Raw genomic sequence first — 23,707 nt, forward strand, 5'->3', positions numbered from 1 at the left:
GGGATACAACATGACAGCAAAAATGGAAGCTTCAGCAGGGGCGATATCTGAAAACACCCTGATGATCTACGGAATTGTCGTCGCCTTAGTCGGCACATACCTCACATATCTCAATGTTGTAACTGGCATGGCCGTTTTCTCCTTCTTTGGTGGGATCGGTGCCATTGCAGCAATCTGGTGGGGTTCTGACACAATCAAGCACCTGTGCAGTTATGGTCTTGGTACTGGTGTTCCGTCTGCCGGAATGGTAGCATTCGGAGCTGGTGCAATAGCCATGATTGCAGGGACAAAATTTGGAATAGCATCACCGATTGTAACACTGATCCTTGCAGCCATTATTGGAGCAGTGATCGGGTACATCGCAAACAACGTCATTAACATGAACATTCCGGTTATGATCTTTTCACTCATGAAATTATCAATCGTCGGAGCGCTGACCATGCTCGGATTTGCCGCTATGTGCACCGGCACCTTCATGTTCAATGGTCTTGTTATCGGTGGGATGACTCTCTCCATGGAACCAGCAGGAGAAGCTGCAGCCGGAGGAGCCCAGACATTCATGGTAACCGTATTACCTGAATTTGCAGGGTCACTCATCGGTGGATCAGCTCTTGCAGTGATCTTCTTCCTTGGTGCAATGGCTCTGCAGCACCCGTTCAATGCCTGTCTTGGCCCGAACGAGTCACAGGACAGAACCCTTATGCTCGCCATCGAAGTCGGATTCCTTTCCATGTTCGTTGTAGCCGTTATATCCTATGCATTCCTTGACATGATGGCCGCAACTGTTGGATTGATAATCTCACTGATTGGGTGGATATACACCTACAAGCAGTACATTGCACTGTCCAAGCGTGATGCATATGCATGGCTTGATGCAAAGCCAATCATTGAAGTCGGAGGTCATGAGTAATGACGTGGATTCCGGTTCTTCCTGACTTCGGTCTTGGATGTGATGTATTTGCAGGATTCGTCACCCAGCAGGGTGAGTCTCTGGCACCAATCGTAGAACAGGTGAACAAGCTGGAGAAAGTCACTGACGATATTGTTGGTATGCTCTCCGGTGAGGGTAGTTTCCTTGAGAGCTTCCCGAACCGTGAGAAGTCACTGGTATTCGCTGGTGGAATCACGGCCATGTTCTATGGACTTGCTGTAGGACTCCTGGTCGCCGGAATCATCGTTCTGGCTTTGATGTGAGGGGAGAAAAATGGCAAACAAGAAATCACCAGCCAGTGGATGGCCAATTGTCCAGGGTGACTTCCATACCGGTGACCCAAACAGCCCGGTGGCAGTTGTTACCATGGGATCCCACCTCGATGAAGGTGCAATCTGCAGTGCAGGAGCAGCCATCGCCGGATCCTGTAAAACTGAAAACCTCGGTCTGGAGAAAGTCATTGCAAATGTCATCTCCAACCCGAACATCAGGTTTGTCATAACCTGCGGTACTGAGGTTAAGGGACACCTCTCCGGTCAGAGTCTTATCGCACTTCACCAGAACGGTGTAGACGGCGGAAAAATCGTTGGATCAAAGGGAGCAATTCCGTTCATCGAGAACCTTTCCGCTGACAACATCAAACGGTTCCAGGAACAGGTCGAATTAGTCGACATCATGGAATCCGAAGATCTCGGAGCAATTTCAGCAAAGATCAAGGAACTGACTGCCCGCGATCCAGGTGCATTCGACGCTGAAGCCATGATCGTTGAGATCAAGGAAGAAGGTGGCGGAGCAGCAGAAGAGGGTGGCGAAGTCAGACCAATGTCTGCCGAAGTCGCTCTGATTCATGCACGGATGAAAACAATCCAGCGGACGATTACCGATATTGGTTTCTACGACAAGTACGCTGCCGGTGTATACGGTGGTAAAGTCGAAGGACTTATGATCGGTCTTATCGTCTCGTTTGTGATTATAGGACTCCTGCTTGTAGGACACGGGGTGAGTTAAGTGTCAGATGAGAAGAAGTCAGGGCCAATACGTATGGCTGCAATTGATGCCATGATGGCCGACATGAAATACAAGGGACAGATCCTTGCACGTACCAACAAGCTTGAATCCGGTATCATGGGTGCAGGAATTATCGGATTTGCAATCGGTCTTGCATTTGCCCTTATCCTGGTTGTGCCCGTAATTCTGATGGGAGGAGTCTGATGGCAGACAAGGGAGAGGCCGCCTCCGGATGGCCAATTGTCCAGGGTGACTTCCACACCGGTGACTCAAAGAGCCCGGTCGCAGTTGTTACCATGGGTTCCCACCTTGACGAAGGTGCAATCTGCAGTGCAGGAGCAGCTATTGCTGGATCCTGTAAGACTGAAAACCTCGGTCTGGAGAAGGTCATTGCAAACGTCATCTCCAACCCGAATATCCGGTTTGTAATTACCTGTGGAACAGAAGTCAAGGGTCACCTTTCCGGACAGAGCTTAATCGCCCTTCACCAGAATGGTGTAGACGGCGGTAAAATCGTCGGATCAAAAGGAGCAATTCCGTTCATCGAGAACCTCACCGGAGATCACATTAAGAGGTTCCAGGAACAGGTCGAGATCGTTGACATCATGGAGTCTGAGGATATCGGAGCAATTTCAGCAAAGATCAATGAGCTGAAAGCACGGGATCCCGGAGTCTTCCCTGGTGGACCAATGGTTGTCGAGATCAAGGAGGAGGGTGGAGGCGGTGGAGCAGCCGCATCTGCAACTGCAAACCCGCAGTTCCTTGAGATCGAGGCTAAGCTGGACGCAATCGAAAGCAAACTCGAATTTGTCGAGGGTGAGATTGCCCAGCGTGTCGGCCGGAAAGTCGGACGCGATATTGGTATACTCTACGGTGTCGTAGCCGGACTTATGTCATACATCATAATAACGGAATTACTTCCGAAACTGCTCGAGATACTCGCAAAATAAGAGGTGATAAGCCATGTTCATGTTTGAAAAGGAACAGACGGTCCTTGATTTCAATGGATACAAGATCGGAGGACAGCCGGGAGAATATCCACGTGTCCTCGGTGCATCGATATTCTACAACAAACACGAGACCGTGCTCGATGAGCACACTGGAAAGATTGATAAAGCAAAAGCAGAGGCACTCTGGAACCGTTGTCTTGAACTCTACGACGCAACCGGTCACTGGTACTTCTGTCAGATCATCGCTGAATTCGGAGAAGCCTTCGAGAGCTACATCGACTGGTTCTGTACCATCGATGACCAGTTCCCATTCCTGATGGACTCCTCTGCACCGGCAGCATTGGCACATGCCTGTAAATATGTGACTGAAGCAGGCTGTGCAGACCGTGCAGTCTACAACTCCATCAACGGTTCCATCGGACCGGAGAACATCGAGGCAATCAAGAAAAGTGATGTGGATGCAGCAATTGTGCTGGCATTCAACCCAGGTGACCCAAGTGTCCGTGGGCGTGAGAAAGTGCTCGCAGAAGGTGGCGTTGCCGGTCAGGAGAAGTCCATGATGGCAATTGCAGAGGAATGTGGAATCAAGCGTCCAATCCTCGACACTGCAGCAACTCCGCTCGGCCTTGGTTCCGGTGGTTCATTCCGTGAGATCCTTGCCTGTAAGGCAATCCACGGTCTCCCAACCGGTGGCGCATACCACAACATGACCGTATCCTGGACCTGGCTCAAGCGCTGGAGAAAGAGCGGTATCCTTGAACGATACAAAGACGCAGGAACCCTCCTTGAACAGATGGGACACCACCACTTTGGCGGTGTTGAAGGTATCCGTCAGGCTGCCTGGTCCTCTGCTGACATCGGTTGTAACATTATGGCAGCAACCCTTGGTGCTGACCTTATCATGTTCGGTCCAATCGAGAACTGTGAGGCAACCGCAACTGCAATGGCATTCAGTGACATTGTTCTTGCAGAGACCCTCCGTGAACTCGGTGGGGATGTAAAGATAGATAAGCACCCAATCAACATGCTGGTTTAAACCAGCTTTATTTTTTGCCTCCCAATTTAGTGCCAATTTCGGTCTTTTCTTGCAATCGAAAAAGTACTTCTGGATCCTTTAGAGATCGTGGACTGTCCATACCATAAGACGGCCATTATAGTATCAAATATTAAATTTGATTCGAAATATTCGCACTCTGTCACGGAAGTCAGAAGAATAAATGAGAGATCTGACAATACCATGCGTATATGTGACCCTATAGAATGCCCATATTTTGAGAACTGTATTTAGTGTAGGTTCAGGGTAGGTTATGTAAGTCGCTAATAAAATCCCCCAATGGTACCCATCCTAAAAATAAAAAATAAAAAGAAGATATCTATTTCAAGGGTTTCAAGGGGGGATCCGTAACTTGTATGCCTGCATCAGCAATTTTTTTCCGAATCATATCAGCGATTTCGAACTGTTTTGAGGCACGTAATTCTGCCCTGATATCCTGAAGGATACTGAGCGGAGCACTGGTTTCGGGGAGGAACCGAATGCCAAGGATCTCTCCATATTCAATTAACGCTTCGAGATCACCATGTGCTGCAAGGGCATGGATTGCTGCAATAGCATTCGGCGTATTGAGATCAGATTCCATAGCTGCGATAAATGCATCCCGTCCTTCAGGATAGGGACCATTGTCGGTTATTGCGATAGCACGGATGTGTTCCAGGGCTTTTTTTGCATTGAGGAGACCTTCTTCGGATACCTGGAGCGGTGAGCGGTAGTGGGAGAGGAGAATAAAGTACCTGATGATATCTTTGTCCCATGTTTTGAGAGCATCCTGAATTTTGATGAAATTTCCCAGGGATTTTGACATCTTTTCCCCCTCAACGGTCAAAAATCCGGTATGCATCCAGTACCTGACCATCGGATGTTTCCCCTCAAGTGATTCCATCTGGGCTATCTCGGCTTCATGGTGGGGGAAGATAAGATCCAGCCCGCCGCCATGGATATCATACTGCTGGCCGAAATATTTCTCAGTAATGGCAGTATCCTCAATATGCCAGCCCGGACGGCCTCTTCCCCACGGAGAGTCCCAGGTATATTCACCATATTCTCCCCGCTTCCATAATACAAAATCTGCAGGATTGTGTTTTTTGGTGTCAGTAACCCGGCTGATTCGTTTATCCTTTGATTGCCCGGATAATTCCCCGTTTCTGGGAAATGAATCAATGTTAAAGTAGACACCGGTTTCTGTGATATATCCAACACCAATCCCCACCAGTCGCTCTATCTGGTTGATGATTTCCGGGATGTGGGTTGTTGCCCGGGCGTGATAACTCACCGAATCAATGCCAAGTGAGAGCATATCTTTTATGTATTCACGCTCAAACTTCCTTGCAAGATCTTTTTGTGAAATTTTCTCTTCTTGTGCCCGGTTGATGATTTTATCATCGACATCGGTTATATTCTGGATATACAGTACCTCCTGCCCGGTCCAACGGAGATACTTTGCCAGTACATCAAAGACCACATAGGTCCGTGCATGACCAAGATGCGGATAATTGTATACCGTCGGACCACAGACAAAGAGCGAAACCCGATCAGGATAGAGTGTCTGGAATGGCTCGACCATTCTGGATAAGGTACTATACAGTTGCATATTGAAATCACCCAGCAGAAACGCCGGCGGAGGGAATCGAACCCCCAAACATTCGCTTTGCAGGCGAAGGCATTCAGCCACTCTGCCACACCGGCATCAGAAGACTCATCTTACAGATACAGACACATCAGGTGGATAATAATCCTCATGCGGAGAGAGGAGTCAACCACGCTGATCGGTGCAGATACTTTCCTGCAGATTCTGTCCATACTATCGTATGCCAGATTCATTTAAATATATCAAGAATCAGGCAAAATAAACCGGATAATGGAAGAGATGAACACAGAATATCCGTATAAAAATGGTACCTCATGAATATCAAGGCAAATATTGGAGGGTAAGAATCTTAACCAGTAATGTGAATCCCCATCATTCTTATTGCCGAATGTAGTCGTTTTATATACTTTTACGTCGACCTACATTAACGCAGGTGAGATATCCTGTGGTGATTGCCAAGATGGCGGAGCGGCCACGCGGCTGACTGCAGATCAGCTACACTCCGGTTCAAATCCGGATCTTGGCTTTTTTCCAGTTCAACTATCTGATCAGATTCAGATAGGATCTGAACTCTATAACCACTGATAAGGAGCAGACTGCACTCTGCTCCTGCATATATCTGTTCAATTCACTCCCCCCTGAAAAAGAGAAAAGGATATGCCAGATCTGGCAAGGAATCATACCAGGTCTCAATGGTGGCAAGAAGATTATCTATCTCATTGCTGATGATTATAAGTTTGTTGAGTTTGAACCCTTCATTGCAGAGTTCCCCAGAATCTGTGCAGGCACTTGAGTGTCTGAACTTTAGAGTGATTCTGATAATGCGATCCTGAAACGATTCAGAACCAAAAAAGATCTATTGAAGGGATCCAGTATTACTAATACCACCCGGGACACCACTTGCAATACATTTTACAGGCTTCTTCACTCGCATAATAATTCTGGTCATACCCCACCCTCGAGCACTCTCCCATACACCATGCGCACCCCGTATCCCACGTGTCAACGCATTGATTAAATCTATTCGTTGGTGTAGGATCAAAAATTTCAAGATATAATCCAGTATTTTTTACTTTTTCTCCGGTATTCATGATGGGTTCCGGACTGCTATTAGCAAAGACATTTAATCCCGAACCCTCGTAGAACTCGAGTGGATGCACCTTAAGCGTAAGAATCTTCTTTTCATCAGATAATGAAAGATTCTCTACCGAAATCATTGAGATGTGCTCTTTATCTTCTCCGGATATGACCAGTGCTGCCTGCAAGGGGTATGAAAAGTAAGAAAAATTCGGAATTGGAATCAATTCACCCGTATTTTCCTGATTAATATAACAGTACGGAACAACACCCTTGATGGTTATCATACTCGTTCCATTCGGATCTGAAATAATGTCACTTTCTCCACCCTGAACATATATCGTAAAACCAGACGGTGAATCTGCCAGACTTGCTCCGGTCAGAGATACCAACAAAACAAGACATAGGCATCCACATAATGGAAAAGATTTCATACATTCCTTCTGGAAATAAAGCAGTTAAATCTTTTAATATTGAATCATCAACCAGAATTCTCTCATTTCTAATCAGTAGGAGAAAACGCTGACTCTTCATCATCTGAATCTTCATCTGCTTCACACCATCCAAAATGAATACACGAGATGCAGGAGGTGTTCACGGAGTGAAGACACCCATCTGGATATGGCTCTGGTTTGCAGGAGGGATCATAAAGCGGGTTGTCAACCTCCTGAAAACTTCCATCCTGCATATGGTGGTAGTTATAGGGATCTTTCTTCATGATGTAATCCAGATTAAGCATACAATACCCCTCGATGGTAAGGATGGCATACTCCGAGATACATGGGTATTCTTCGTCACCAGATTCCATAATCAGTTCGTCGTTTCTTCCGATACAAAGTTTCTGACTATGCCAGGGAGTTCAGGAGAAGTCCAGATGTCCCTTCATTCCAGATAATTTTTCATATACTTCGCAGAATTCTTCAAGTCCCATTTTTAGATCATCCTGAATAATCTTTTGAAGGACCCTTTTGGAACATCTTAACCGCTATGAACGGGAACGACCATTAATCCCATCGAATTCGATTGAATTAGAGTTGTAAGTATGATCACTGTACAAACTCAAATCCAAAATAGAATAGTGCAGACATACCTTTGACACATTGCAATGAATAAGAAGAATCGGAGGTGAATAATCACCTCTCATCGCTTCTACCCCATTACAACCGCCTGGTCTGATTCTGAAATGCTATAGATGCTTTGACGTGCATCCATGAAACTTAATCGTTCCTTCAGCATTGCATTCATCTTGAGCCTTCGGATTGCATACCGAACAGTTCTTGGCGGGAGCCTTGTCTTTTCTATAATTGCTTTCTGAGTGAGAGGTTCACCAGTCTCAAGCACTTTATACACCAGCTTCGCAGATGGTGGAAGACGCTCAAATTCCAATACTTCTAAATTTCCAGCCCCTTCAGAGGCAAAAACGATCCCTTCTGGTCATAGTGACTACACATAGATATGATCTTATACCTAATAAACATTCACAATGGTGAATTGAATGCCCTGAAAATAAAATAATCATACATAAAAGATTGCCATTCTTCAAAAAAAAATTCAGTTCTTAACTGGCTTACCAGATTAACCTCAACAAAAGTATATGCAAACTCTGCCGGTTTCCTATCTCTTTTATTACTGGGTACCTAATCTGTATGAGTTCACATTTGTGAAAATTATTATTTAATGAAAAGGTGATTATCCGGAGATGGAGAAAAAGACAGACGAGGTTTTTGATGCCCTCTTTAAACTGGAAGAAATAAGGCAGATACTCCGTGACTCTCTCCCGACCGGACTTGATAATGACGAGAAGGAGGCCTGGAAGAGTAAACTATCCGAGCTGAATGAAATCGTTCAAAAACTGGATTCTGAATCGGTCACGAGACCACTCAAAAAAATTGCAGGGACCATTGAGATACGAAGCCGGGAAGAGAACTATATCAATATTCAGCCAATCCAGGCAGCAGGACGATTAACGCTTGAAGCCCGGAAGGCGATTATTGCGTACGGAGATGGCTACTCAACCTGTGATACCTGCCGAAAACCATTCCGACTGGACAAGATCTCAAAACCACCTATCGGCGATTTTCATACAGAACTTGCCAGATTTGTGAACATGGATCAGGCACGGGTGGTTCCTGGAGCCAGGCGGGGATTTCAGGCAGTTGCACAGACCATGGTTCAGAGGGGTGACTCAGTCATTGTTTCATCGTTTGCCCACTACACTGAGTTTCTAGCCGTAGAAGGAGCCGGAGGTCAGGTGCGGGAAGTCCCTGTTGATAAAAATAATCTCATAACCGCTGATGCAACCGCGACAAAGATCGAGGATGTCATTCGGGAAACCGGTAAAAATCCAGCACTGGTCATGATGGATCATATCGACTACCAGGTGGCAAATGAACATGATGTAACCGGCATTGCAAAAGTTGCCCATCAATACGATATCCCCTTCCTCTATAATGGAGCATATACGGTAGGAATCATGCCCGTTGATGGAAAAGCCATCGGGGCAGATTTCGTGGTGGGATCCGGACATAAAAGTATGGCATCCCCGGCACCGTCAGGCATGCTCGCAACAACCGATGAATGGGCACCAAAAGTGCTGAGAACCACTCAGATGGTTGGGGATCTGACCAGCAGAAAATTCGGGGTTAAGGAAGTTGAGATGCTCGGATGTACCCTGATGGGTTCCAATCTTATCGCCATGATGGCCTCCTTCCCGGAGGTACAGAAACGAACACAAAACTGGGATGATGAAGTGAAAAAGTCGAATTACTTCATCGATGCTCTCCTCACTATCGAAGGGAGCAGGGTATTGTCAGAGTACCCGAGAAAACATGCCTTATCAAAGGTAGATACCACGGGAAGCTTTGACATCGTCGCAAAAACGCACAAACGCAAGGGATTTTACTTCTCTGATGAATTATCCGCTCGGGGCATAGTTGGGGAGTTTGCAGGAGCTACACGGACCTGGAAACTATCAACATATGGGCTTTCGTGGAAGAAAGTACAATATCTTGCTGATGCGTTTACCGAAATTGCAGAAAAATATGAATTACCACTAAAAAGTAAAACGTGAGAACAATGACCGATAAAAAAGACAGAGATAGCACCACTTCTTTGCATGCAGGTCAGAGAGCGGATCCGGCAACCGGATCACGGACGGTTCCGATTTATCAGACGACCTCCTATGTATTTCGTGATGCAGACCATGCAGCAGCGCTTTTTGGGCTTTCTGAACTCGGGAATATCTATACCCGGCTCATGAATCCTACTTCCGATGTACTTGAGCAGCGGATTGCAGCCCTTGAAGGAGGAAGCGGAGCATTAGCGGTTGCATCCGGGCAGGCAGCAATAACCTATGCCCTGCTGAGCATTACCAGGCTTGGCGATGAAATCGTTGCAGCAAACAATCTGTACGGTGGCACGTATACCTTGCTCAAATACACCTTTGCGAAACTTGGACGAACCGTCATCTTTGTTGATTCACAGGATCCCGAGGCTTTCAGAAAGGCAATTACTCCAAAAACGAGAGCCATATATGCAGAAACCCTGGGAAATCCAAAACTGGACGTTCCTGACTTTCGAACTATCGCGGATATTGCACATGAAGCAGGAATTCCTCTGATCGTTGACAATACCTCTGCAGTCGGACTGGTAAAGCCTATCGAGCATGGTGCAGATATCGTTGTTCATTCTGCTACGAAATTCATAGGCGGTCATGGAAACTCAATCGGTGGACTGATTGTGGATTCAGGAAAGTTCAATTGGGGGAATGGGAAATTCCCGGAATTTTCAGAGCCGGACCCCAGTTATCATGGCCTCGTATACTGGGACGTTTTCAAAGATTTTGCCGGTCTTGGAAACGTGGCATTCATCTTTAAGATCAGACTTTCCCTGCTTCGGGATATGGGAGCTGCAATATCACCCTTCAACTCATTTCTGCTCCTTCAGGGATTCGAGACACTGCCACTCCGTATCAGACAGCATTCAGAAAACGGCCTTGCTGTTGCAAAATTCCTGAAAGCTCATCCAAAAGTCGCATGGGTAAACTACCCGGGTCTTCCGGATAATCCGGCATATGAACTGGCAACAAAATACTTAAAAGGCGGATATGGTGCCCTTCTTGGATTTGGTGTGAAAGGCGGTGTTGAGGAAGGGAAGAAAGTCATTAACGCATTACAACTCTTCTCTCATGTCGCAAATATCGGAGATTCAAAGAGTCTGGTCATCCACCCTGCTTCAACCACTCACCAGCAGCTCAGTCCAGAGCAGCAGCTGGCAACCGGTGTAACCCCAGACTATATCCGGCTCTCAATCGGAATAGAAAATGTTGAAGATATCATTGAGGATCTGGATCAGGCATTAGCACAGATCTAAGCTTCTGTGAAATGGGAAATCTTCCCATTCATTTCGGAAGCAATACCAGATCTGATGCAACTCATTTCACTATGAGGAATAACCGATAATGAATCCAGATCTTCTCAGGTGAACCATCATGGCAAGAATATACAGTGACATTACCAAGACAATAGGAAATACTCCCCTCATCCGACTAAACCGGATACCGAAAGCATTAGAAACACTCCCAAACCCTCCGACAATCCTGGTAAAACAGGAGTCCAGAAACCCCCTCGGAAGTGTAAAATGCCGGATAGGAGTAGCCCTTATCGAGGATGCTGAGTTAAAGGGGCTTATCAAAGAAGGGACGACGATAATTGAACCCACCAGTGGAAACACCGGAATCGCTCTGGCCTATGTCTGTGCTGCAAAGGGTTACAAACTGGTTCTAACGATGCCAGAATCGTTCAGTGTGGAGAGACGGAAATTATTGGTCGCATTAGGAGCAGAACTTATCCTGACCCCTGCATCAGAAGGGATTCCCGGGGCAGTCAGAAGGGCCGAGGAGATTCATCGGGAACATCCTGACAGTTACCTGATACCGCAGCAATTTAAGAATGAGGCAAATCCGAAGATCCATATGCGAACCACCGCTGAAGAGATCTGGAACGATACCGATGGAGCAGTGGATATCGTTGTAGCGGGGGCAGGAACAGGAGGGACCATTACCGGAATTGCAACTGTAATCAAAGAGCGAAAACCTTCATTCAAGGCTATCGTTGTGGAGGCTGCTGAATCACCGGTGATCTCTGGTGGAAAGCCCGGGCCCCATAAGATACAGGGTATCAGTCCGGGATTTATTCCAGAGAACCTGCATGTAAACATCCTGGATGAAGTCATCCCAATCACCAGTGAAGAAGCATACGAGATGGCACGACGACTTGCAAAAGAGGAAGGGATTCTTGCAGGTCCCTCTTCAGGAGCTGCCCTCGCGGCTTCCCTGAAAGTTGCAGCCAGGCCTGAAAATGCGGGAAAATTGATTGTGACAATTCTGCCGGATACCGGAGAACGGTACCTGTCAACCGATTTATTTCCCTATTCCGGGTAATTAATCTATTTTTTCATATCTTTCGCATTAAAAAATAGAGAGTCACCTGGTTGTCCCACATATCGGGCATTGAGGATCCTTTTTAATAGAAACTTCGTGAAAGGTCATGAATTTCCCATCATAGAGAAGTAATCGATGTGTAACCGGCCGTCCGATTCCTGTGATGAGTTTAATCGTTTCCGTCACCTGTAGATTCCCGATGACCCCGGGTGTTGCTCCCAGGACCGGGAAGATTTCTTTTGGAGGGGCTTCATGCACCAGACATGAGAGACAGGGTGTTTTTCCGGGAATTATTGTCATCATCTGACCTCCAAGTCCCCATACTGAACCATGCACAAAGGGAATCGAGTGAAGATGGGCTGCTTTATTGAGGAGGAACCGGGTCGGATAATTATCCATGGCATCGACAATGACATCGGCATCCTTTGTCAGCTCATACACATTTCTGTCATCAATAGTTACATCCAGAGCAGTAATCCTGACCTCAGGATTTAACCTTCTGAGTTTCGCAACTCCACTTACAACCTTTTTCTGACCAATATTCTCATCCCAGTGGAGAATCTGGCGGCTCAGGTTGGACGGATCTACCACATCCATGTCAACCAGAATAATATGTCCTACTCCGGCTACGGCAAGATATATGGCAATAGGACTCCCGAGACCTCCGGCACCAGCAACGAAGACAGTAGCAGATTTTAACCGTTCCTGCCCTTCCAAACCAAATCCGGATATGAGCATCTGCCGGTGATATCGTTTTTCATCATAATCTGTAAGAACCATTCTCTCACGTTCATATTGGATTGCTCATTGTTACATACACCAGGATTGAGGCAATTATTGCTGCTAAGTGAGAGATGCATGGTTGGCTGTTAAACATACCATATGATGGCGGATGTTGCCGCAAAGAGACATGATTTATGTTTAATCACCATTTTCATAACAACTAATTCATTGATGTATTGCAAGATGGCGAAGCGGCCATGCGGCTGATTGAAGAACACCACACGCAGGATTATCCGGATATCGGCTTAAAATCTGACAATATCACACATAATTTCAGGTATTGGGATTTAGGCCAATTTTATTCGATATTCACTTACGTATTCAGGAAGTCACACCCGGAAAGATATATGAAACCTGACATCTGGCTTATCCGATATTCTGAAATATTTTTGAAAAGCGAACCTGTTCGTCGTGTATGGGAGGATCTCCTTATCCAAACACTCAAACAAAAATTACCGGATTGTAGCATATCAAAAACACGGGGAAGGATATGGATAACCGGTGATGTAGATCCTGAAGCAATCGCTCATACTTTCGGGGTGTATTCCTTTTCTCCGTGTATCATGTTCCCCTTGTCAGATCTCAATGAAAGAGTTCTCACATATGTAAAAGAAACCGGTTTCTCTGCATACAAAACGTTTGCATTACGGATTAACCGCTCAGGGACACACCCTTTTACATCACAGGATCTGGCCCGAACACTCGGAGCATCCATCCAAAAATCATGGCCATCTATTGCTGTTGACCTCACCAATCCGGAATATGAATTACATATTGAGGTCCGGGATGAACAGTGCTACCTGTATCAGGAGATCATATCCGGTCCCGGGGGAATTCCGCAGGGAGCATCAGGCACTCTTGTCGCCCTGCATTCCGGAGGAATTGACTCGCCGGTTGCCATGTACATGATGATGAAACGGGGGACGATACTTCACCCGGTATACGTGAAAATCGCTCCATTTCATGATGATAGTTCTGAAGAACGGGCACATCTGATTGTAGAACATTTGAGGAAATATCAGCCGGATCTAACCCTTGAGGTCATTGATGATGGGCATGTGTACGCTACCAGGATGGAACTGAAAAAACGGGACCTTGAAAAGTATGCCTGTGTTCTCTGCAAACGGCACCTGTACCGGATCGCCGAGCAAAAAGCACGCGCAATCGGGGCAAAAGGGATTGTCACCGGTGAGTCACTGGCACAGGTAGCTTCTCAGACCCTTGATAACTTGTACGTCCTGGATGATGCGGTCTCAATGCCGGTATATCGTCCCCTCATTGGATTTGATAAAGAAGAGACCATAGCAGTCGCAAAAAAAATCGGGACATATGATCTATCAGTCATGCAGGTTCCCAGCTGTTGCTGTGCCATTCCCTTTAAGCCGGCGACCACATCCCAGCGGGAAACGATATCTACCCTTGAAGAGGAACTAGCAAAAGGATCTCCAGCCAAATAAGGAATGGAATATTCGGTGCATATTATGGACATAAATATAAAAATACAGGATTTGAAAAGCATAATCAAAGAACATGCACCACTTCTCATCGCATACTCCGGCGGAGTTGACAGTACCCTACTTGCGGTTCTTACCAGGGAGACAATCGGAGCAGAGCATATGCATTGTGTACTGGTGGACGGACCGGAAGTACCCCGGAGAGCAGTGACAGCAGCAATAAACCAATCAGAATACCTGAAAATCCCTCTCACCGTCCGGGAAGGAGTGCCATTCTCCCGTGATTTACAAAAAACTAACCCACATGACCGTTGCAGGCATTGTAAACTGGGAACCTATACGATCCTCAAACAAATTGCTGACGATACCGGCTGCACGTATATCGCAGATGGTGCGAATGCATCTGACTTAGGAGAACATCGTCCAGGGATTGAAGCGTTCAGTTCATGTGGTGTTATTCACCCATTTATCATGGCAGGGATCACCAAACAGGATATCAGGGATATTGCCAAAAGCATGGATCTTCCATTCTGGGATAAACCATCTTCAGCCTGTCTTTATTCCCGGATCCCATACGGAGAAGAGATTACCGATGAAAAACTGCGTATGATAGAAAAGGGAGAGGAACTGCTCTCTGACATCGGAATCAGACAGGCGAGGGTCAGGCATCATGGATTAATTGTACGAATAGAGGTGCTACCTGAAGAGATGGAGAAGATCCTGATTCAAAAAGATACAGTACACACGTTTTTTCAAAATCTCGGGTTTTTATATGTCACCCTGGATCTGAAAGGATACCGTTCAGGAAGTATGGATGAGGTTCTCAAGCTCTCATCCTGAATAGTCAAAATGCTCTACTCCGGAAATTTCTGTCGATTATAGGTAGTCAGAAGGTTTTCTATAAATTCTTCGGCGGATTTCAAATCCGAACTCTGGAAGGTAGTATAAAAGATAGAGTCTTCAGACATACCTTTCAGAGTAAACCAATCTTCTTTTCGGAAAGTAAACATTAAAAGCCCTCCTAATTCTCTCTTGTCTATTTTTCCGAGCGTTTCCAGGATAGCAATGAAGGGCTTGTCTACCGGATCACTCAAGGTATATTCATAGATACTAGATCCATCAGTACATTTTGAGGTTCGTTTCTTTTTTACAACATGCATAAATGGCACCTGGCATTTTATGGATAAAGAATTGAAAGAAAATGTTCACAATACTGACCAGGTATCATATATCATCACAGGACTATTCAAAATTCCCATGCGTGAATTGTGATTATCATATTGATAATGAAGAGATAGAGGATTTTTACCGGAAGAGCCTCCTCCATCTTCTTCCATAAGATTCAGGTAATATTATTGATATTGAGGACGGAGGTGATTGTAAGGGTTTAATAACCGGGGCGTGGTACGAGTTATACGAGGATGCAGATCTCAATAAGGGTGACAAAACCCCCTGCCAAAGCATTATGAGATATAATTATTCAACAGTATATTCCACGACGAAGTTCCCGGGGATAGGAGTACTGTGGATACCATATACCCGAAGAACTCCGGATTTTTTTTACTGAACCGGAATGGTTCAGGTCAATTCCATTCTCGTTTGTATGAGGCATACTCTTTCCTCATGTTCAATTCATGAATACATACAAGTATACCGCTGAGGTAATAAATAATCGAAAACCGGCAGAATATACCACATCATCCCATAAAAATAAGAGGATTAAATCATTTCAAAGACTTCTTTACCCTCCTGACAGAGCGGGCAGAGCCAGTCATCTGGGAGATCATCAAAGGCAGTACCTGGTTCAATACCATTATCCGGATCTCCTTTAGCGGGATCATATACATATCCGCATATCGAGCACTCATATGAATCCATTTCGTTTACTCCTTTATCTTCTGTGTTTTATATACCAATAGCAGGGCATCAGCATATTTCTCAGTCATCTTCGTCGGGATGTAGTTGAGCACTTTTGCTCGTTTCACCAGTTCATTCCTGATATCACTGTCACTTCCCAGATGAAGAGCTGCGACCTCATCGATAATAAAGTCAAGCTGGTTTATTCCCGTCGGCTTTCCATCCACCAGAATAGAGCCGATATTCGTGTCCTGAGGGACAATACCCCCACAGACCTTGCAATACACGCCATCCTTCTCGTCACTCATGATTCATTCTCCCGGATCATCGTCAGGGACATCTTGAACCTGGTTACAGCGCTCAGGGCGTGCGGAATCCCGGCCGGGAAGATTATCGTATCTCCTTCCTTCATCTGGTACGTCACACCCTGAACCCATACCTCACATTCACCGTCAAGAATGGTGACAACTGCATCAAACGGTGCGGTGTGTTCAGATAACCCTTCGTCCTCGTCAAATGAAAAGAGGGTAATGGATCCTGCCTTCGTATTTACGATCATCCGGCTGGCTACCGTTCCATTCTGGTAATCGACAAGATCTTTGAGGGTCAATACTTTTCCACGAAGCTCGTCACGCTTCTTACGGCTTTTATCCACTTTTTCCAAGGTATCTGCATTAAATTCCATGATCTTCACCAGGGGAGAATAATGAAGGTACTGACGTTCGGCCACTTATTCGTTTCAGCCAGGAGGAATCGGAGCATGATAATTATCCGCATTCCTTTCGATGAACGATATTGACCGTAGCCGTTATTGATATCAGGCCAGAGCCATCCGCTTCATGTCCTCTTCGACAGTGCTGTTCTTTCTGATATTGAAGTTTTCAACCAGGACGTTTAGTACTCCCGGAGAGACAAAGCCGGGCAGTTTCGGACCGAGAGTGATGTTCTTTATCCCGAGGGAGAGTAGAGCAAGGAGGACAAGAACGGCCTTCTGTTCATACCAGGCAATATTGAAGACCACAGGCAGTTCGTTGATACCAACCCCGAATGCCTCTGCCAGGGCCTTGGCGATGACCACCAGTGAGTAGCAGTCATTACACTGACCGGCGTCAATCACCCGGGGGATACCACCGATATCACCCAGATCCAGAGAATTATACCGGTACTTTGCACACCCGGCAGTCAGGATAACCGTGTCCTTTGGCAGGGCCTGTGCAAAATCCGTATAATACTGACGCTCAGACTGACGCCCGTCACATCCAGCCATCACCACGAACTTCTTGATATCTCCCTTCTTTACGGCATCAATTACCGTTCCGGCAAGGGCAAGAACGGCTTCATGAGCACAGCCAGTGATGAGATCACGACCGTTGGTTTTGGCCGGCTCTGGGGGCTGGCATTTCTTAGCATGGTCGATGATGGCAGAGAAGTCCTTGGATCCGTCTGCCTTCTTCGGGATGTATGTGATACCCGGATACCCTGCCGGACCGGTTGTGTATACCCGGCCTATATATGAATCCCTGGGAGGAACGATACAGTTCGTTGTAACCAGGATCGGACCATGAAAGGTATCAAACTCTTCCTTCTGATGCCACCAGGATGATCCGTAGTTCCCGATCAAATGCGTGTACTTCTTGAATGCCGGGTATGCATGTGCAGGCAGCATCTCTCCATGCGTGTAGATATCAACCCCACTGTCCTTGGACTGCTCGAGGAGCTGCTCCATGTCACGAAGGTCATGTCCGGTGATAAGAATACCGGGATTTGTTCCAACCGTAGTCTTCACCGACGTTATCTCCGGATCTCCATAGGTCTTCGTGTTCGCGGTATCAAGCAGGGCAAGTGTCTGAACGCCTATCTCCCCGCATTCGAGCACCATGGCGATCATTGCATCAACAGGAATATCCTGCAGGGTTGATGCCAGACCTTTCTGCATATAATCAGTTATTGCCTCGTCGGTAAATCCGAGCATCTCTGCATGGTGATAATATGCAGCAACTCCCTTTAGGCCAAAGACAACCAGAGCCCGGAGTGAATGCACATCATCATTTACATTGGCTAGTTCTGCAATTTCTCTCGCCTTTGCAGCAATGTCAGCATCACTCTTCGGGGTCCAGATGCAGGCATCAGGCTCGTTCTCTCCGGCTTTCGGGAGGGCATCCCGGATGGCGATGGCCTGGGTGATAAGCGCTTTAAGCCGTTCATCATCAAAATTCGTATTCGTCAAGGTGGCAAAGAGTGCTTCGGTAATGAATACCCCTGCGTCTTTGTTTTCTGCTCCCTTCGCCCTGGCGGCTATGTTGCGAACTGAAATCCCCTTACAAAGGTAGATGAGCACATCCTGCAATCCTGCAGTATGATCTTCCTTTCCACAGATCCCTTTCACCGTACACCCGGTCCCCCGGGCAGTCTCTTCACACTGGTAACAAAACATGGGTATCGTTCTCCTGTATCGAAATGCTACAAACTATCAATTGTATATCAACTTATTAATAGGTGCGAGTTTCAGAAAGTATACTGTGCATGAGATCTGTACAGTCAACATGACCGTGAAATACCTGCTTAAAAAATGGACCCTCCTTATCATCTTGGAACTGTATAAGGGTCAGAATTATACCCGCAGGTTTTCTGAATTAAAAGAGGCCCTCTCTGATATCACCCCGAAGATCCTGTCTGAACGGCTCAAAGAACTCGAAGATGAAGGTATTATCACAAAGAAAGTAGATGCAACATCGTTTCCAGTCAGGTGTGAATACACCCTGACAGAGAGTGGTGCAGACCTTATCGAAGTAATCCGTGATATCAAACGATGGGCCCTGAAATGGAAGATAGACAATATCCCCTGTGGTGAACAGGATTGCAGGAACTGTGTCCTCTAATCCCCCCGGAGGGATCGTTTCATTGGAAAGGAATACGTGAAGATGATGATTCTGGATACATGTCCGGGAGTAAAGGACCTGAAGACTCCCACACTAACAATAAAGAAATGTCCGAAATGTGGAGAGGAAGTCGAGATTTTCTCTAATGACACCCAGGTTTCGTGTGAGACCTGTGGATTTGTCATCTACAATGACACGCTCTCCTGTATTCAGTGGTGTAATTATGCAAAAGAATGTGTCGGAGAAGAGATGTATAATGCATTTCATCAAAAAAAGGGAGGCAGATAATTGATCGTTACTCTCCTGACTTCACATCATGCAGGCATTAGGGAGTGACACCAAAATCATAGGATATACCGGTTGAAAGGTAATATCCAAAAGGAAACTTCCTCCTTTTTGTACCTATAAATTGCATATACCATAGAAGGGGGCATAATTCCTGTGCCATGCGCCCCAGGAGAGGGAGGACACATGAAGCGAAAAATAATTTCTATTGACGAAGACGCCTGCACCGGCTGCGGTCAGTGTATCCCTGACTGTCCGGAAGGAGCACTTCAGGTAATTGAAGGAAAGGCACGTCTCATTTCAGATCTTTTTTGTGATGGTCTGGGCGCCTGTATCGGTACATGTCCGGAAGGGGCCATCCGGGTGATCGAGCGGGAGGCAGAGTCATATGATGAAAGAGCAGTCATGCAGAATATCATCAAGCAGGGACCCGCAGTTATCGCTGCTCATCTGGACCATCTGCGATCCCATGGCGAGCATGAACTCTATCATCAGGCCATTGCTTACCTACAGGACCAGAAGATTCAGATACCGGACCATAATACGCAACACGGTCCTCATCATGGGAATAGGGCAGGATGTCCGGGGGCTGCGATGCACACCATTCCACGACCTCATGAGAAAAAAGGCACACAAGCAGATGCGCGGGCAGAGTCAGAACTGCAGCAATGGCCGGTTCAACTCCGGCTGATACATCCTCATGCATCGTATTTTGATAATGCCGACCTTCTTATCGCAGCAGATTGTGTTCCGTTTGCATATGCTGATTTTCATCGCGATTTTCTGAAAGGAAAGATCCTTCTCATATTCTGTCCGAAACTTGATGCGGACATTGACAAATATATCGATAAACTTGCAGAGATATTCAGATTACACGCAATTCATTCAGTGACTATCGTGCACATGGAAGTCCCCTGCTGCAGCGGAGTCACCTCTGTCGTAAACCAGGCAATACATCTTTCAGAGCAAAAGATACCGGTTGAGGAGATAACCATCACTATCAACGGGAACGTAAAGTGAGTTTCCCTGATTTACAAAACTATAACAAAAGATGAGATCCCTCGGTAAAAAGGGCAAGTGCCATCTGAATGGGAACTTCCGGGCATCAAAGGACAAGAATGGCTTTTTTTTATACTCATGATATATCACGAATCAGGCGGAAGGTTTTCTCCCTCCCGACAGGTAGTACTCAGTAGTTCATGATGGTCAACAAGATAAAGATTCACAATCGTGAAACTATTTATTCTTGCGAGTCAGATAAATACCCATGAAATTTCCTGCTCTCCTTCTGGTGGCATTTCTCCTCTCCTCTCAGATCTGGATAGCAGGCGGGCTACAACCCACAGTATCTATCCAGCGAACAAATTGCTGCATGAATTCACCGTGTTCAGAAGCATCCGGACAGACAGCTTCTGGTACGGGACATTGTTCCTGCAATTCCATGCCCGCTTCGATGGCCCAGAATGCATGTTCCTGCATGCATCATCGGATGATGACATCCGCTCCGGGTGTACTCGAACGGGTCAGAACGTTTGTTGTCAGAGGGTATCGAAAAATCACTAAGAAAAATGTTCTTGATCATCCTGCTCGAAAACTTCTCTATGACCTGATACGAGATAACCCCGGACTTGAGCGAAAAGATCTGGTAAAACTGAGCGGATTGAATGAACATACGATCAAATATCACTTAGAACAGATTCAGAGTGCAGGTCAGATCTCTGTTTGCCTTGCAGGAAATAACAGGCATTATTTTGAGAATCATGGAACATATTCATCCCAGGAGCAACAGTTATTTTCCCGGTGTCATCAGGATGGACCGGGGCGTATCATACGGGTAGTCCGGGAAAACCCGGGAATAAACCGGGGGGATGTTGCAAAAGAACTGGGAGTATCAGGCCCGGTGATATCGAGGAGCATTCTTCCCCTGATACAGGCAGGCATCATCAGGCAGGAGGCAGATGGAAAATACAGGAGATATTACCCAGGATGGGATGCACAAACCATCACTCATAATCTCAATTCCTGACATTTTTTTCTTCATGTAGCTCTTCTGATTAGAACAGGTATATATTCACAATTCCAATGCTAACAATAGCGGACGGAGATGGATGAAAAACCCCATTTTCATCCGAATCATCCTTCGTACTACAGGAGGAATGAATTATGAAAAAATGTATGAAATATGCAACATTCGCTATATTTTTAATCCTTTGTCTGACAGGAATCGCTTTCGCAGAAACGATTGAGCAGAAAGATTCGAATCAGGTACAGATAGGGACCATTCTGGAAGATCCAGAAACCTATGTGGGACAAAACGTCACCTTTAATGGAACAATCTCATCACAATGTGGATCAGGATGCTGGTTTATCATATCTGACGATACGGGAGATCTGTATGTAACCCTGCGGGCCAACAATTTTGTGATCCCCCCGGCTATGGGTAAAAAAGCCACGGTAATAGGCCAGGTTTCCATGAAAGGTGATGTCTATGTAACCGGGAGCCAGGTCATTATCGGGGATACCACCTATCCATGAATCTTTTCATTTTTGCTCTCCGGAACCTACAGCGCCGGAGGATACGAACCATCCTTACTATGGCCGGAATCGCTCTGGCTGTGGCGGTCCTGTTTTCCTTACTGGCATTCCAGGCTGGATATGAACAGGAACTTATGAAGGATGTGGACAGCCTCGGAATTCATATGCTCGCAGTCCCGAAAGGATGCCCCTATGAAGCAGCCAGCCTCATCATGCATGGAGGAGTTATCCCCAAGTATCTGAATGAGTCAGACCTCTTACTGGTAAAAAATACTGAAGGAGTATCCCTCGCCACCCCGATGCTTCTCCATCAGTTCATGGTAAACGGATCTCCCCACATTCTCTATGGGATCGTGGGATCAGAAATGCGGTCCATACGACCATACTGGAAGATTGAAGGGAGATTCTTCGAAGATAGCGAGCAGAAGGTGATGGTTGTCGGAAAAGGACTTGCTGAAAAAGAAGAACTAAAAGTCGGACAGATGCTTCCCTTTGGGCCAAAAAAAGAGCCGTTCGAGATCATCGGGATACTGGATGCATCCGGAGGACAGGAGGATGAGTTCCATTTTGTTCCACTCGATGAAGCACAGCGGGTATTTAGAAAAGAGGGGCAACTTACTACGATAGCCGTCCTCGCCGATGATATCGGAAGTTCCGGGATGGTAGCGGATAGAATTGAAGAGATCCCCGATATGCAGGTGGTCACGATGACCCAGATTACCGGCACAATCCTCAATATCGTCGGGTCTGCCCGGACACTCCTGCTCTCAATGATTGTCGTAACCCTCGTGATCACCGCATTTGGAATCACCAATACCTTGCTCATGTCGGTTCATGAACGGACAAAAGAATTCGGGATGCTCAAAGCAATTGGTGCCCGATCTCATGATATCATCAGGCTGGTTATATTAGAGACATTGGTTGTAACCTTCCTCGGGGGTGTAGCGGGAGTTCTTCTTGCCTTGCTTGGAGGAGGGATTATTGAATCCTTCATCAGGGAAAACGTCCCTTATGCTCCTTCAGGTAGTCTGATTGCAGCAGATCCGGTTATGGCACTCCTCTGTATCGGACTATCAGTCATACTTGGACTGGTATGCAGTATGTATCCGGCGATTCGCTCTGCCAGACAATCACCTATGGAAGCCATGAGGAGTGAAATATCATGACCGTTATCGCAGTTTCTGATCTTGCCAAGGTGTACAAACGTGGTGCCGAAGAGGTGCATGCACTCCGGGGAGTCAGTCTCAGCGTGAATGCCGGAGAATTTGTATCGATAGTCGGGCCTTCCGGATCCGGAAAGACTGCACTCCTCAACCTGCTGGGCTGTCTTGATACACCAACCGGCGGAATTATCTCCATCAACGGAACCGATGTCACGACGCTTCCTGAAAGCCGGCGTGTCCTGATCAGGAGAGAACAGATAGGATTTGTGTTCCAGCAGTTCTTTCTCATCCCGACCCTGAATGCAAAGGAGAATATCCTCCTCCCGTTAACATTCAGTAAAAAGCAGGTTGATGAATCAAGAGCACGGGAGATTTTGGAGATGGTGGGACTATCACATAGGGAGAATCATCTTCCCCATGAACTCTCCGGCGGCGAGATGCAACGGGTGGCCATTGGAAGGGCATTGATCAATGATCCAAAGATCATTCTCGCTGATGAGCCTACCGGCAATCTTGACAGTCACACCGCTGAACAAATGTATGGGATATTTGAGGAACTGGTGGAAAGAGGGTATACGGTTATAATTGTTACTCACAATACCGAGCTAGCCCATCGGGCACACCGGGTAATTCGTCTGCGGGATGGGCATTTAGAGCCGGATGAACCCTGTGTTTGTCAGGATAATACCTGACCAGATCCTTT

The 23,707-nt window shown here is 46.4% G+C and carries 29 protein-coding genes and 2 tRNA genes; 19 read left to right on the forward strand and 12 right to left on the reverse strand.

The window, feature by feature from the left end:
• Positions 1-10: 10 nt before the first annotated feature.
• Genes mtrC through mtrH form a run of 6 tightly spaced genes read left to right on the forward strand, consistent with a single transcriptional unit; the run spans position 11 to position 3,925 of the window.
• Positions 11-910: a tetrahydromethanopterin S-methyltransferase subunit MtrC gene (gene mtrC / locus MHUN_RS11265; protein WP_011449133.1), complete on the forward strand. Its 900-nt coding sequence runs from the start codon at positions 11-13 to the stop codon at positions 908-910.
• A complete protein-coding gene (mtrB, locus tag MHUN_RS11270; RefSeq protein WP_011449134.1) occupies positions 910-1,194 on the forward strand; it encodes a tetrahydromethanopterin S-methyltransferase subunit MtrB in 285 nt (94 codons plus the stop codon). Before mtrC ends, mtrB begins: the two co-directional genes overlap by 1 nt.
• Before the next feature lie 10 nt (positions 1,195-1,204).
• Positions 1,205-1,939: a tetrahydromethanopterin S-methyltransferase subunit A gene (gene mtrA, locus MHUN_RS11275; protein ID WP_011449135.1), complete on the forward strand. Its 735-nt coding sequence runs from the start codon at positions 1,205-1,207 to the stop codon at positions 1,937-1,939.
• Positions 1,940-2,143: a tetrahydromethanopterin S-methyltransferase subunit F gene (locus MHUN_RS11280; RefSeq protein WP_048067472.1), complete on the forward strand. Its 204-nt coding sequence runs from the start codon at positions 1,940-1,942 to the stop codon at positions 2,141-2,143.
• A complete protein-coding gene (gene mtrA / locus MHUN_RS11285; RefSeq protein ID WP_011449137.1) occupies positions 2,143-2,889 on the forward strand; it encodes a tetrahydromethanopterin S-methyltransferase subunit A in 747 nt (248 codons plus the stop codon). Before MHUN_RS11280 ends, mtrA (MHUN_RS11285) begins: the two co-directional genes overlap by 1 nt.
• A 13-nt stretch (positions 2,890-2,902) precedes the next feature.
• Positions 2,903-3,925, forward strand: coding sequence for a tetrahydromethanopterin S-methyltransferase subunit H (gene mtrH, locus MHUN_RS11290; protein WP_048067473.1), 1,023 nt, complete (start codon positions 2,903-2,905; stop codon positions 3,923-3,925).
• A gap of 337 nt (positions 3,926-4,262) precedes the next feature.
• On the opposite strand, the gene cysS is transcribed toward mtrH, so the two are convergent.
• Entirely contained in the window at positions 4,263-5,534 is a 1,272-nt protein-coding gene (gene cysS / locus MHUN_RS11295) for a cysteine--tRNA ligase (protein ID WP_011449139.1), read from the reverse strand.
• Positions 5,535-5,555: 21 nt separating this feature from the next.
• A tRNA-Cys gene (locus MHUN_RS11300) sits at positions 5,556-5,629 on the reverse strand.
• Between the two features lie 356 nt (positions 5,630-5,985).
• Here MHUN_RS11300 and MHUN_RS11310 point away from each other — a divergent pair.
• A tRNA-Cys gene (locus tag MHUN_RS11310) sits at positions 5,986-6,057 on the forward strand.
• Between the two features lie 352 nt (positions 6,058-6,409).
• On the opposite strand, the gene MHUN_RS11315 is transcribed toward MHUN_RS11310, so the two are convergent.
• The 3 genes from MHUN_RS11315 to MHUN_RS11325 all read right to left on the reverse strand — a co-directional run bounded on the left by MHUN_RS11315 (position 6,410) and on the right by MHUN_RS11325 (position 7,994).
• Positions 6,410-7,042 carry a hypothetical protein gene (locus tag MHUN_RS11315; protein ID WP_011449140.1) on the reverse strand — a complete coding sequence of 211 codons (633 nt, stop codon included), beginning with the start codon at positions 7,040-7,042 and terminating at the stop codon, positions 6,410-6,412.
• 68 nt (positions 7,043-7,110) lie between these two features.
• Positions 7,111-7,416 carry a hypothetical protein gene (locus tag MHUN_RS11320; protein WP_011449141.1) on the reverse strand — a complete coding sequence of 102 codons (306 nt, stop codon included), beginning with the start codon at positions 7,414-7,416 and terminating at the stop codon, positions 7,111-7,113.
• 341 nt (positions 7,417-7,757) lie between these two features.
• Positions 7,758-7,994: an ArsR family transcriptional regulator gene (locus tag MHUN_RS11325; RefSeq protein WP_011449142.1), complete on the reverse strand. Its 237-nt coding sequence runs from the start codon at positions 7,992-7,994 to the stop codon at positions 7,758-7,760.
• A gap of 313 nt (positions 7,995-8,307) precedes the next feature.
• On the opposite strand from MHUN_RS11325, the gene pscS reads away from it, so the two are divergent.
• The 3 genes from pscS to cysK all read left to right on the forward strand — a co-directional run bounded on the left by pscS (position 8,308) and on the right by cysK (position 12,048).
• The gene (pscS, locus tag MHUN_RS11330) at positions 8,308-9,678 is read left to right on the forward strand and encodes an O-phospho-L-seryl-tRNA:Cys-tRNA synthase (protein WP_011449143.1); all 1,371 of its coding nucleotides are present in this window, start codon (positions 8,308-8,310) and stop codon (positions 9,676-9,678) included.
• Between the two features lie 5 nt (positions 9,679-9,683).
• Complete coding sequence (locus MHUN_RS11335; protein ID WP_011449144.1) at positions 9,684-10,979, forward strand: O-acetylhomoserine aminocarboxypropyltransferase/cysteine synthase family protein; 1,296 nt, start codon at positions 9,684-9,686, stop codon at positions 10,977-10,979.
• Positions 10,980-11,097: 118 nt separating this feature from the next.
• Entirely contained in the window at positions 11,098-12,048 is a 951-nt protein-coding gene (gene cysK, locus MHUN_RS11340; RefSeq protein ID WP_011449145.1) for a cysteine synthase A, read from the forward strand.
• 42 nt (positions 12,049-12,090) lie between these two features.
• Here cysK and MHUN_RS11345 read toward each other — a convergent pair whose 3' ends face one another.
• The gene (locus MHUN_RS11345; protein WP_011449146.1) at positions 12,091-12,828 is read right to left on the reverse strand and encodes a HesA/MoeB/ThiF family protein; all 738 of its coding nucleotides are present in this window, start codon (positions 12,826-12,828) and stop codon (positions 12,091-12,093) included.
• Positions 12,829-13,178: 350 nt separating this feature from the next.
• Here MHUN_RS11345 and thiI point away from each other — a divergent pair, with 350 nt between their 5' ends.
• On the forward strand, positions 13,179-14,288 hold the full coding sequence (gene thiI, locus MHUN_RS11350) for a tRNA uracil 4-sulfurtransferase ThiI (RefSeq protein WP_011449147.1): 1,110 nt from the start codon (positions 13,179-13,181) through the stop codon (positions 14,286-14,288).
• A 51-nt stretch (positions 14,289-14,339) separates the two neighbouring features.
• Entirely contained in the window at positions 14,340-15,125 is a 786-nt protein-coding gene (larE, locus tag MHUN_RS11355; protein ID WP_239441523.1) for an ATP-dependent sacrificial sulfur transferase LarE, read from the forward strand.
• A 14-nt stretch (positions 15,126-15,139) separates the two neighbouring features.
• Here larE and MHUN_RS11360 read toward each other — a convergent pair whose 3' ends face one another.
• The 6 genes from MHUN_RS11360 to hcp form a co-directional block, all read right to left on the reverse strand.
• Positions 15,140-15,445 carry a hypothetical protein gene (locus MHUN_RS11360; protein WP_048067475.1) on the reverse strand — a complete coding sequence of 102 codons (306 nt, stop codon included), beginning with the start codon at positions 15,443-15,445 and terminating at the stop codon, positions 15,140-15,142.
• Between the two features lie 320 nt (positions 15,446-15,765).
• Entirely contained in the window at positions 15,766-15,897 is a 132-nt protein-coding gene (locus MHUN_RS19755; RefSeq protein WP_275039183.1) for a hypothetical protein, read from the reverse strand.
• Positions 15,898-16,004: 107 nt separating this feature from the next.
• Positions 16,005-16,163 (reverse strand): rubredoxin, encoded by a 159-nt coding sequence (gene rd / locus MHUN_RS11365; RefSeq protein WP_011449149.1) that lies wholly within the window; start codon positions 16,161-16,163, stop codon positions 16,005-16,007.
• Positions 16,164-16,168: 5 nt separating this feature from the next.
• A complete protein-coding gene (locus MHUN_RS11370) occupies positions 16,169-16,450 on the reverse strand; it encodes a hypothetical protein (RefSeq protein ID WP_011449150.1) in 282 nt (93 codons plus the stop codon).
• A complete protein-coding gene (locus MHUN_RS11375; protein WP_011449151.1) occupies positions 16,447-16,827 on the reverse strand; it encodes a cupin domain-containing protein in 381 nt (126 codons plus the stop codon). Before MHUN_RS11375 ends, MHUN_RS11370 begins: the two co-directional genes overlap by 4 nt.
• Before the next feature lie 132 nt (positions 16,828-16,959).
• Positions 16,960-18,576: a hydroxylamine reductase gene (gene hcp / locus MHUN_RS11380; protein ID WP_011449152.1), complete on the reverse strand. Its 1,617-nt coding sequence runs from the start codon at positions 18,574-18,576 to the stop codon at positions 16,960-16,962.
• 85 nt (positions 18,577-18,661) lie between these two features.
• Here hcp and MHUN_RS11385 point away from each other — a divergent pair, with 85 nt between their 5' ends.
• From MHUN_RS11385 to MHUN_RS11415, 7 genes are all read left to right on the forward strand, one after another.
• A complete protein-coding gene (locus MHUN_RS11385; protein ID WP_011449153.1) occupies positions 18,662-19,021 on the forward strand; it encodes a winged helix-turn-helix transcriptional regulator in 360 nt (119 codons plus the stop codon).
• A gap of 42 nt (positions 19,022-19,063) precedes the next feature.
• A complete protein-coding gene (locus MHUN_RS11390) occupies positions 19,064-19,309 on the forward strand; it encodes a hypothetical protein (RefSeq protein ID WP_011449154.1) in 246 nt (81 codons plus the stop codon).
• A gap of 183 nt (positions 19,310-19,492) precedes the next feature.
• Positions 19,493-20,326 carry an ATP-binding protein gene (locus tag MHUN_RS11395; protein ID WP_011449155.1) on the forward strand — a complete coding sequence of 278 codons (834 nt, stop codon included), beginning with the start codon at positions 19,493-19,495 and terminating at the stop codon, positions 20,324-20,326.
• A 247-nt stretch (positions 20,327-20,573) separates the two neighbouring features.
• A complete protein-coding gene (locus tag MHUN_RS11400) occupies positions 20,574-21,332 on the forward strand; it encodes a winged helix-turn-helix transcriptional regulator (protein WP_011449156.1) in 759 nt (252 codons plus the stop codon).
• A 137-nt stretch (positions 21,333-21,469) separates the two neighbouring features.
• A complete protein-coding gene (locus MHUN_RS11405) occupies positions 21,470-21,841 on the forward strand; it encodes a hypothetical protein (RefSeq protein WP_011449157.1) in 372 nt (123 codons plus the stop codon).
• On the forward strand, positions 21,838-23,007 hold the full coding sequence (locus MHUN_RS11410; protein WP_011449158.1) for an ABC transporter permease: 1,170 nt from the start codon (positions 21,838-21,840) through the stop codon (positions 23,005-23,007). Before MHUN_RS11405 ends, MHUN_RS11410 begins: the two co-directional genes overlap by 4 nt.
• Positions 23,004-23,696, forward strand: coding sequence for an ABC transporter ATP-binding protein (locus MHUN_RS11415; RefSeq protein WP_011449159.1), 693 nt, complete (start codon positions 23,004-23,006; stop codon positions 23,694-23,696). Before MHUN_RS11410 ends, MHUN_RS11415 begins: the two co-directional genes overlap by 4 nt.
• The last annotated feature ends 11 nt before the right edge of the window (positions 23,697-23,707 follow it).

It is taken from the genome of Methanospirillum hungatei JF-1 (assembly GCF_000013445.1).
Classification (GTDB): Archaea; Halobacteriota; Methanomicrobia; order Methanomicrobiales; family Methanospirillaceae; genus Methanospirillum; species Methanospirillum hungatei.

Excerpts from the sequence above, each read along its gene's own strand:
- mtrC (WP_011449133.1), top strand. The coding sequence starts at position 11 with ATGACAGCAAAAATGGAAGCTTCAGCAGGGGCGATATCTGAAAACACC.
- mtrB (WP_011449134.1), top strand. The coding sequence starts at position 910 with ATGACGTGGATTCCGGTTCTTCCTGACTTCGGTCTTGGATGTGATGTA.
- mtrA (WP_011449135.1), top strand. The coding sequence starts at position 1,205 with ATGGCAAACAAGAAATCACCAGCCAGTGGATGGCCAATTGTCCAGGGT.
- mtrA (WP_011449137.1), top strand. The coding sequence starts at position 2,143 with ATGGCAGACAAGGGAGAGGCCGCCTCCGGATGGCCAATTGTCCAGGGT.
- mtrH (WP_048067473.1), top strand. The coding sequence starts at position 2,903 with ATGTTCATGTTTGAAAAGGAACAGACGGTCCTTGATTTCAATGGATAC.
- cysS (WP_011449139.1), bottom strand. The coding sequence starts at position 5,534 with ATGCAACTGTATAGTACCTTATCCAGAATGGTCGAGCCATTCCAGACA.
- MHUN_RS11315 (WP_011449140.1), bottom strand. The coding sequence starts at position 7,042 with ATGAAATCTTTTCCATTATGTGGATGCCTATGTCTTGTTTTGTTGGTA.
- MHUN_RS11320 (WP_011449141.1), bottom strand. The coding sequence starts at position 7,416 with ATGGAATCTGGTGACGAAGAATACCCATGTATCTCGGAGTATGCCATC.
- pscS (WP_011449143.1), top strand. The coding sequence starts at position 8,308 with ATGGAGAAAAAGACAGACGAGGTTTTTGATGCCCTCTTTAAACTGGAA.
- MHUN_RS11335 (WP_011449144.1), top strand. The coding sequence starts at position 9,684 with ATGACCGATAAAAAAGACAGAGATAGCACCACTTCTTTGCATGCAGGT.
- cysK (WP_011449145.1), top strand. The coding sequence starts at position 11,098 with ATGGCAAGAATATACAGTGACATTACCAAGACAATAGGAAATACTCCC.
- MHUN_RS11345 (WP_011449146.1), bottom strand. The coding sequence starts at position 12,828 with ATGGTTCTTACAGATTATGATGAAAAACGATATCACCGGCAGATGCTC.
- thiI (WP_011449147.1), top strand. The coding sequence starts at position 13,179 with ATGAAACCTGACATCTGGCTTATCCGATATTCTGAAATATTTTTGAAA.
- MHUN_RS11360 (WP_048067475.1), bottom strand. The coding sequence starts at position 15,445 with ATGCATGTTGTAAAAAAGAAACGAACCTCAAAATGTACTGATGGATCT.
- MHUN_RS19755 (WP_275039183.1), bottom strand. The coding sequence starts at position 15,897 with ATGCCTCATACAAACGAGAATGGAATTGACCTGAACCATTCCGGTTCA.
- rd (WP_011449149.1), bottom strand. The coding sequence starts at position 16,163 with ATGGATTCATATGAGTGCTCGATATGCGGATATGTATATGATCCCGCT.
- MHUN_RS11370 (WP_011449150.1), bottom strand. The coding sequence starts at position 16,450 with ATGAGTGACGAGAAGGATGGCGTGTATTGCAAGGTCTGTGGGGGTATT.
- MHUN_RS11375 (WP_011449151.1), bottom strand. The coding sequence starts at position 16,827 with ATGGAATTTAATGCAGATACCTTGGAAAAAGTGGATAAAAGCCGTAAG.
- hcp (WP_011449152.1), bottom strand. The coding sequence starts at position 18,576 with ATGTTTTGTTACCAGTGTGAAGAGACTGCCCGGGGGACCGGGTGTACG.
- MHUN_RS11390 (WP_011449154.1), top strand. The coding sequence starts at position 19,064 with ATGATGATTCTGGATACATGTCCGGGAGTAAAGGACCTGAAGACTCCC.
- MHUN_RS11395 (WP_011449155.1), top strand. The coding sequence starts at position 19,493 with ATGAAGCGAAAAATAATTTCTATTGACGAAGACGCCTGCACCGGCTGC.
- MHUN_RS11400 (WP_011449156.1), top strand. The coding sequence starts at position 20,574 with ATGAAATTTCCTGCTCTCCTTCTGGTGGCATTTCTCCTCTCCTCTCAG.
- MHUN_RS11405 (WP_011449157.1), top strand. The coding sequence starts at position 21,470 with ATGAAAAAATGTATGAAATATGCAACATTCGCTATATTTTTAATCCTT.
- MHUN_RS11410 (WP_011449158.1), top strand. The coding sequence starts at position 21,838 with ATGAATCTTTTCATTTTTGCTCTCCGGAACCTACAGCGCCGGAGGATA.
- MHUN_RS11415 (WP_011449159.1), top strand. The coding sequence starts at position 23,004 with ATGACCGTTATCGCAGTTTCTGATCTTGCCAAGGTGTACAAACGTGGT.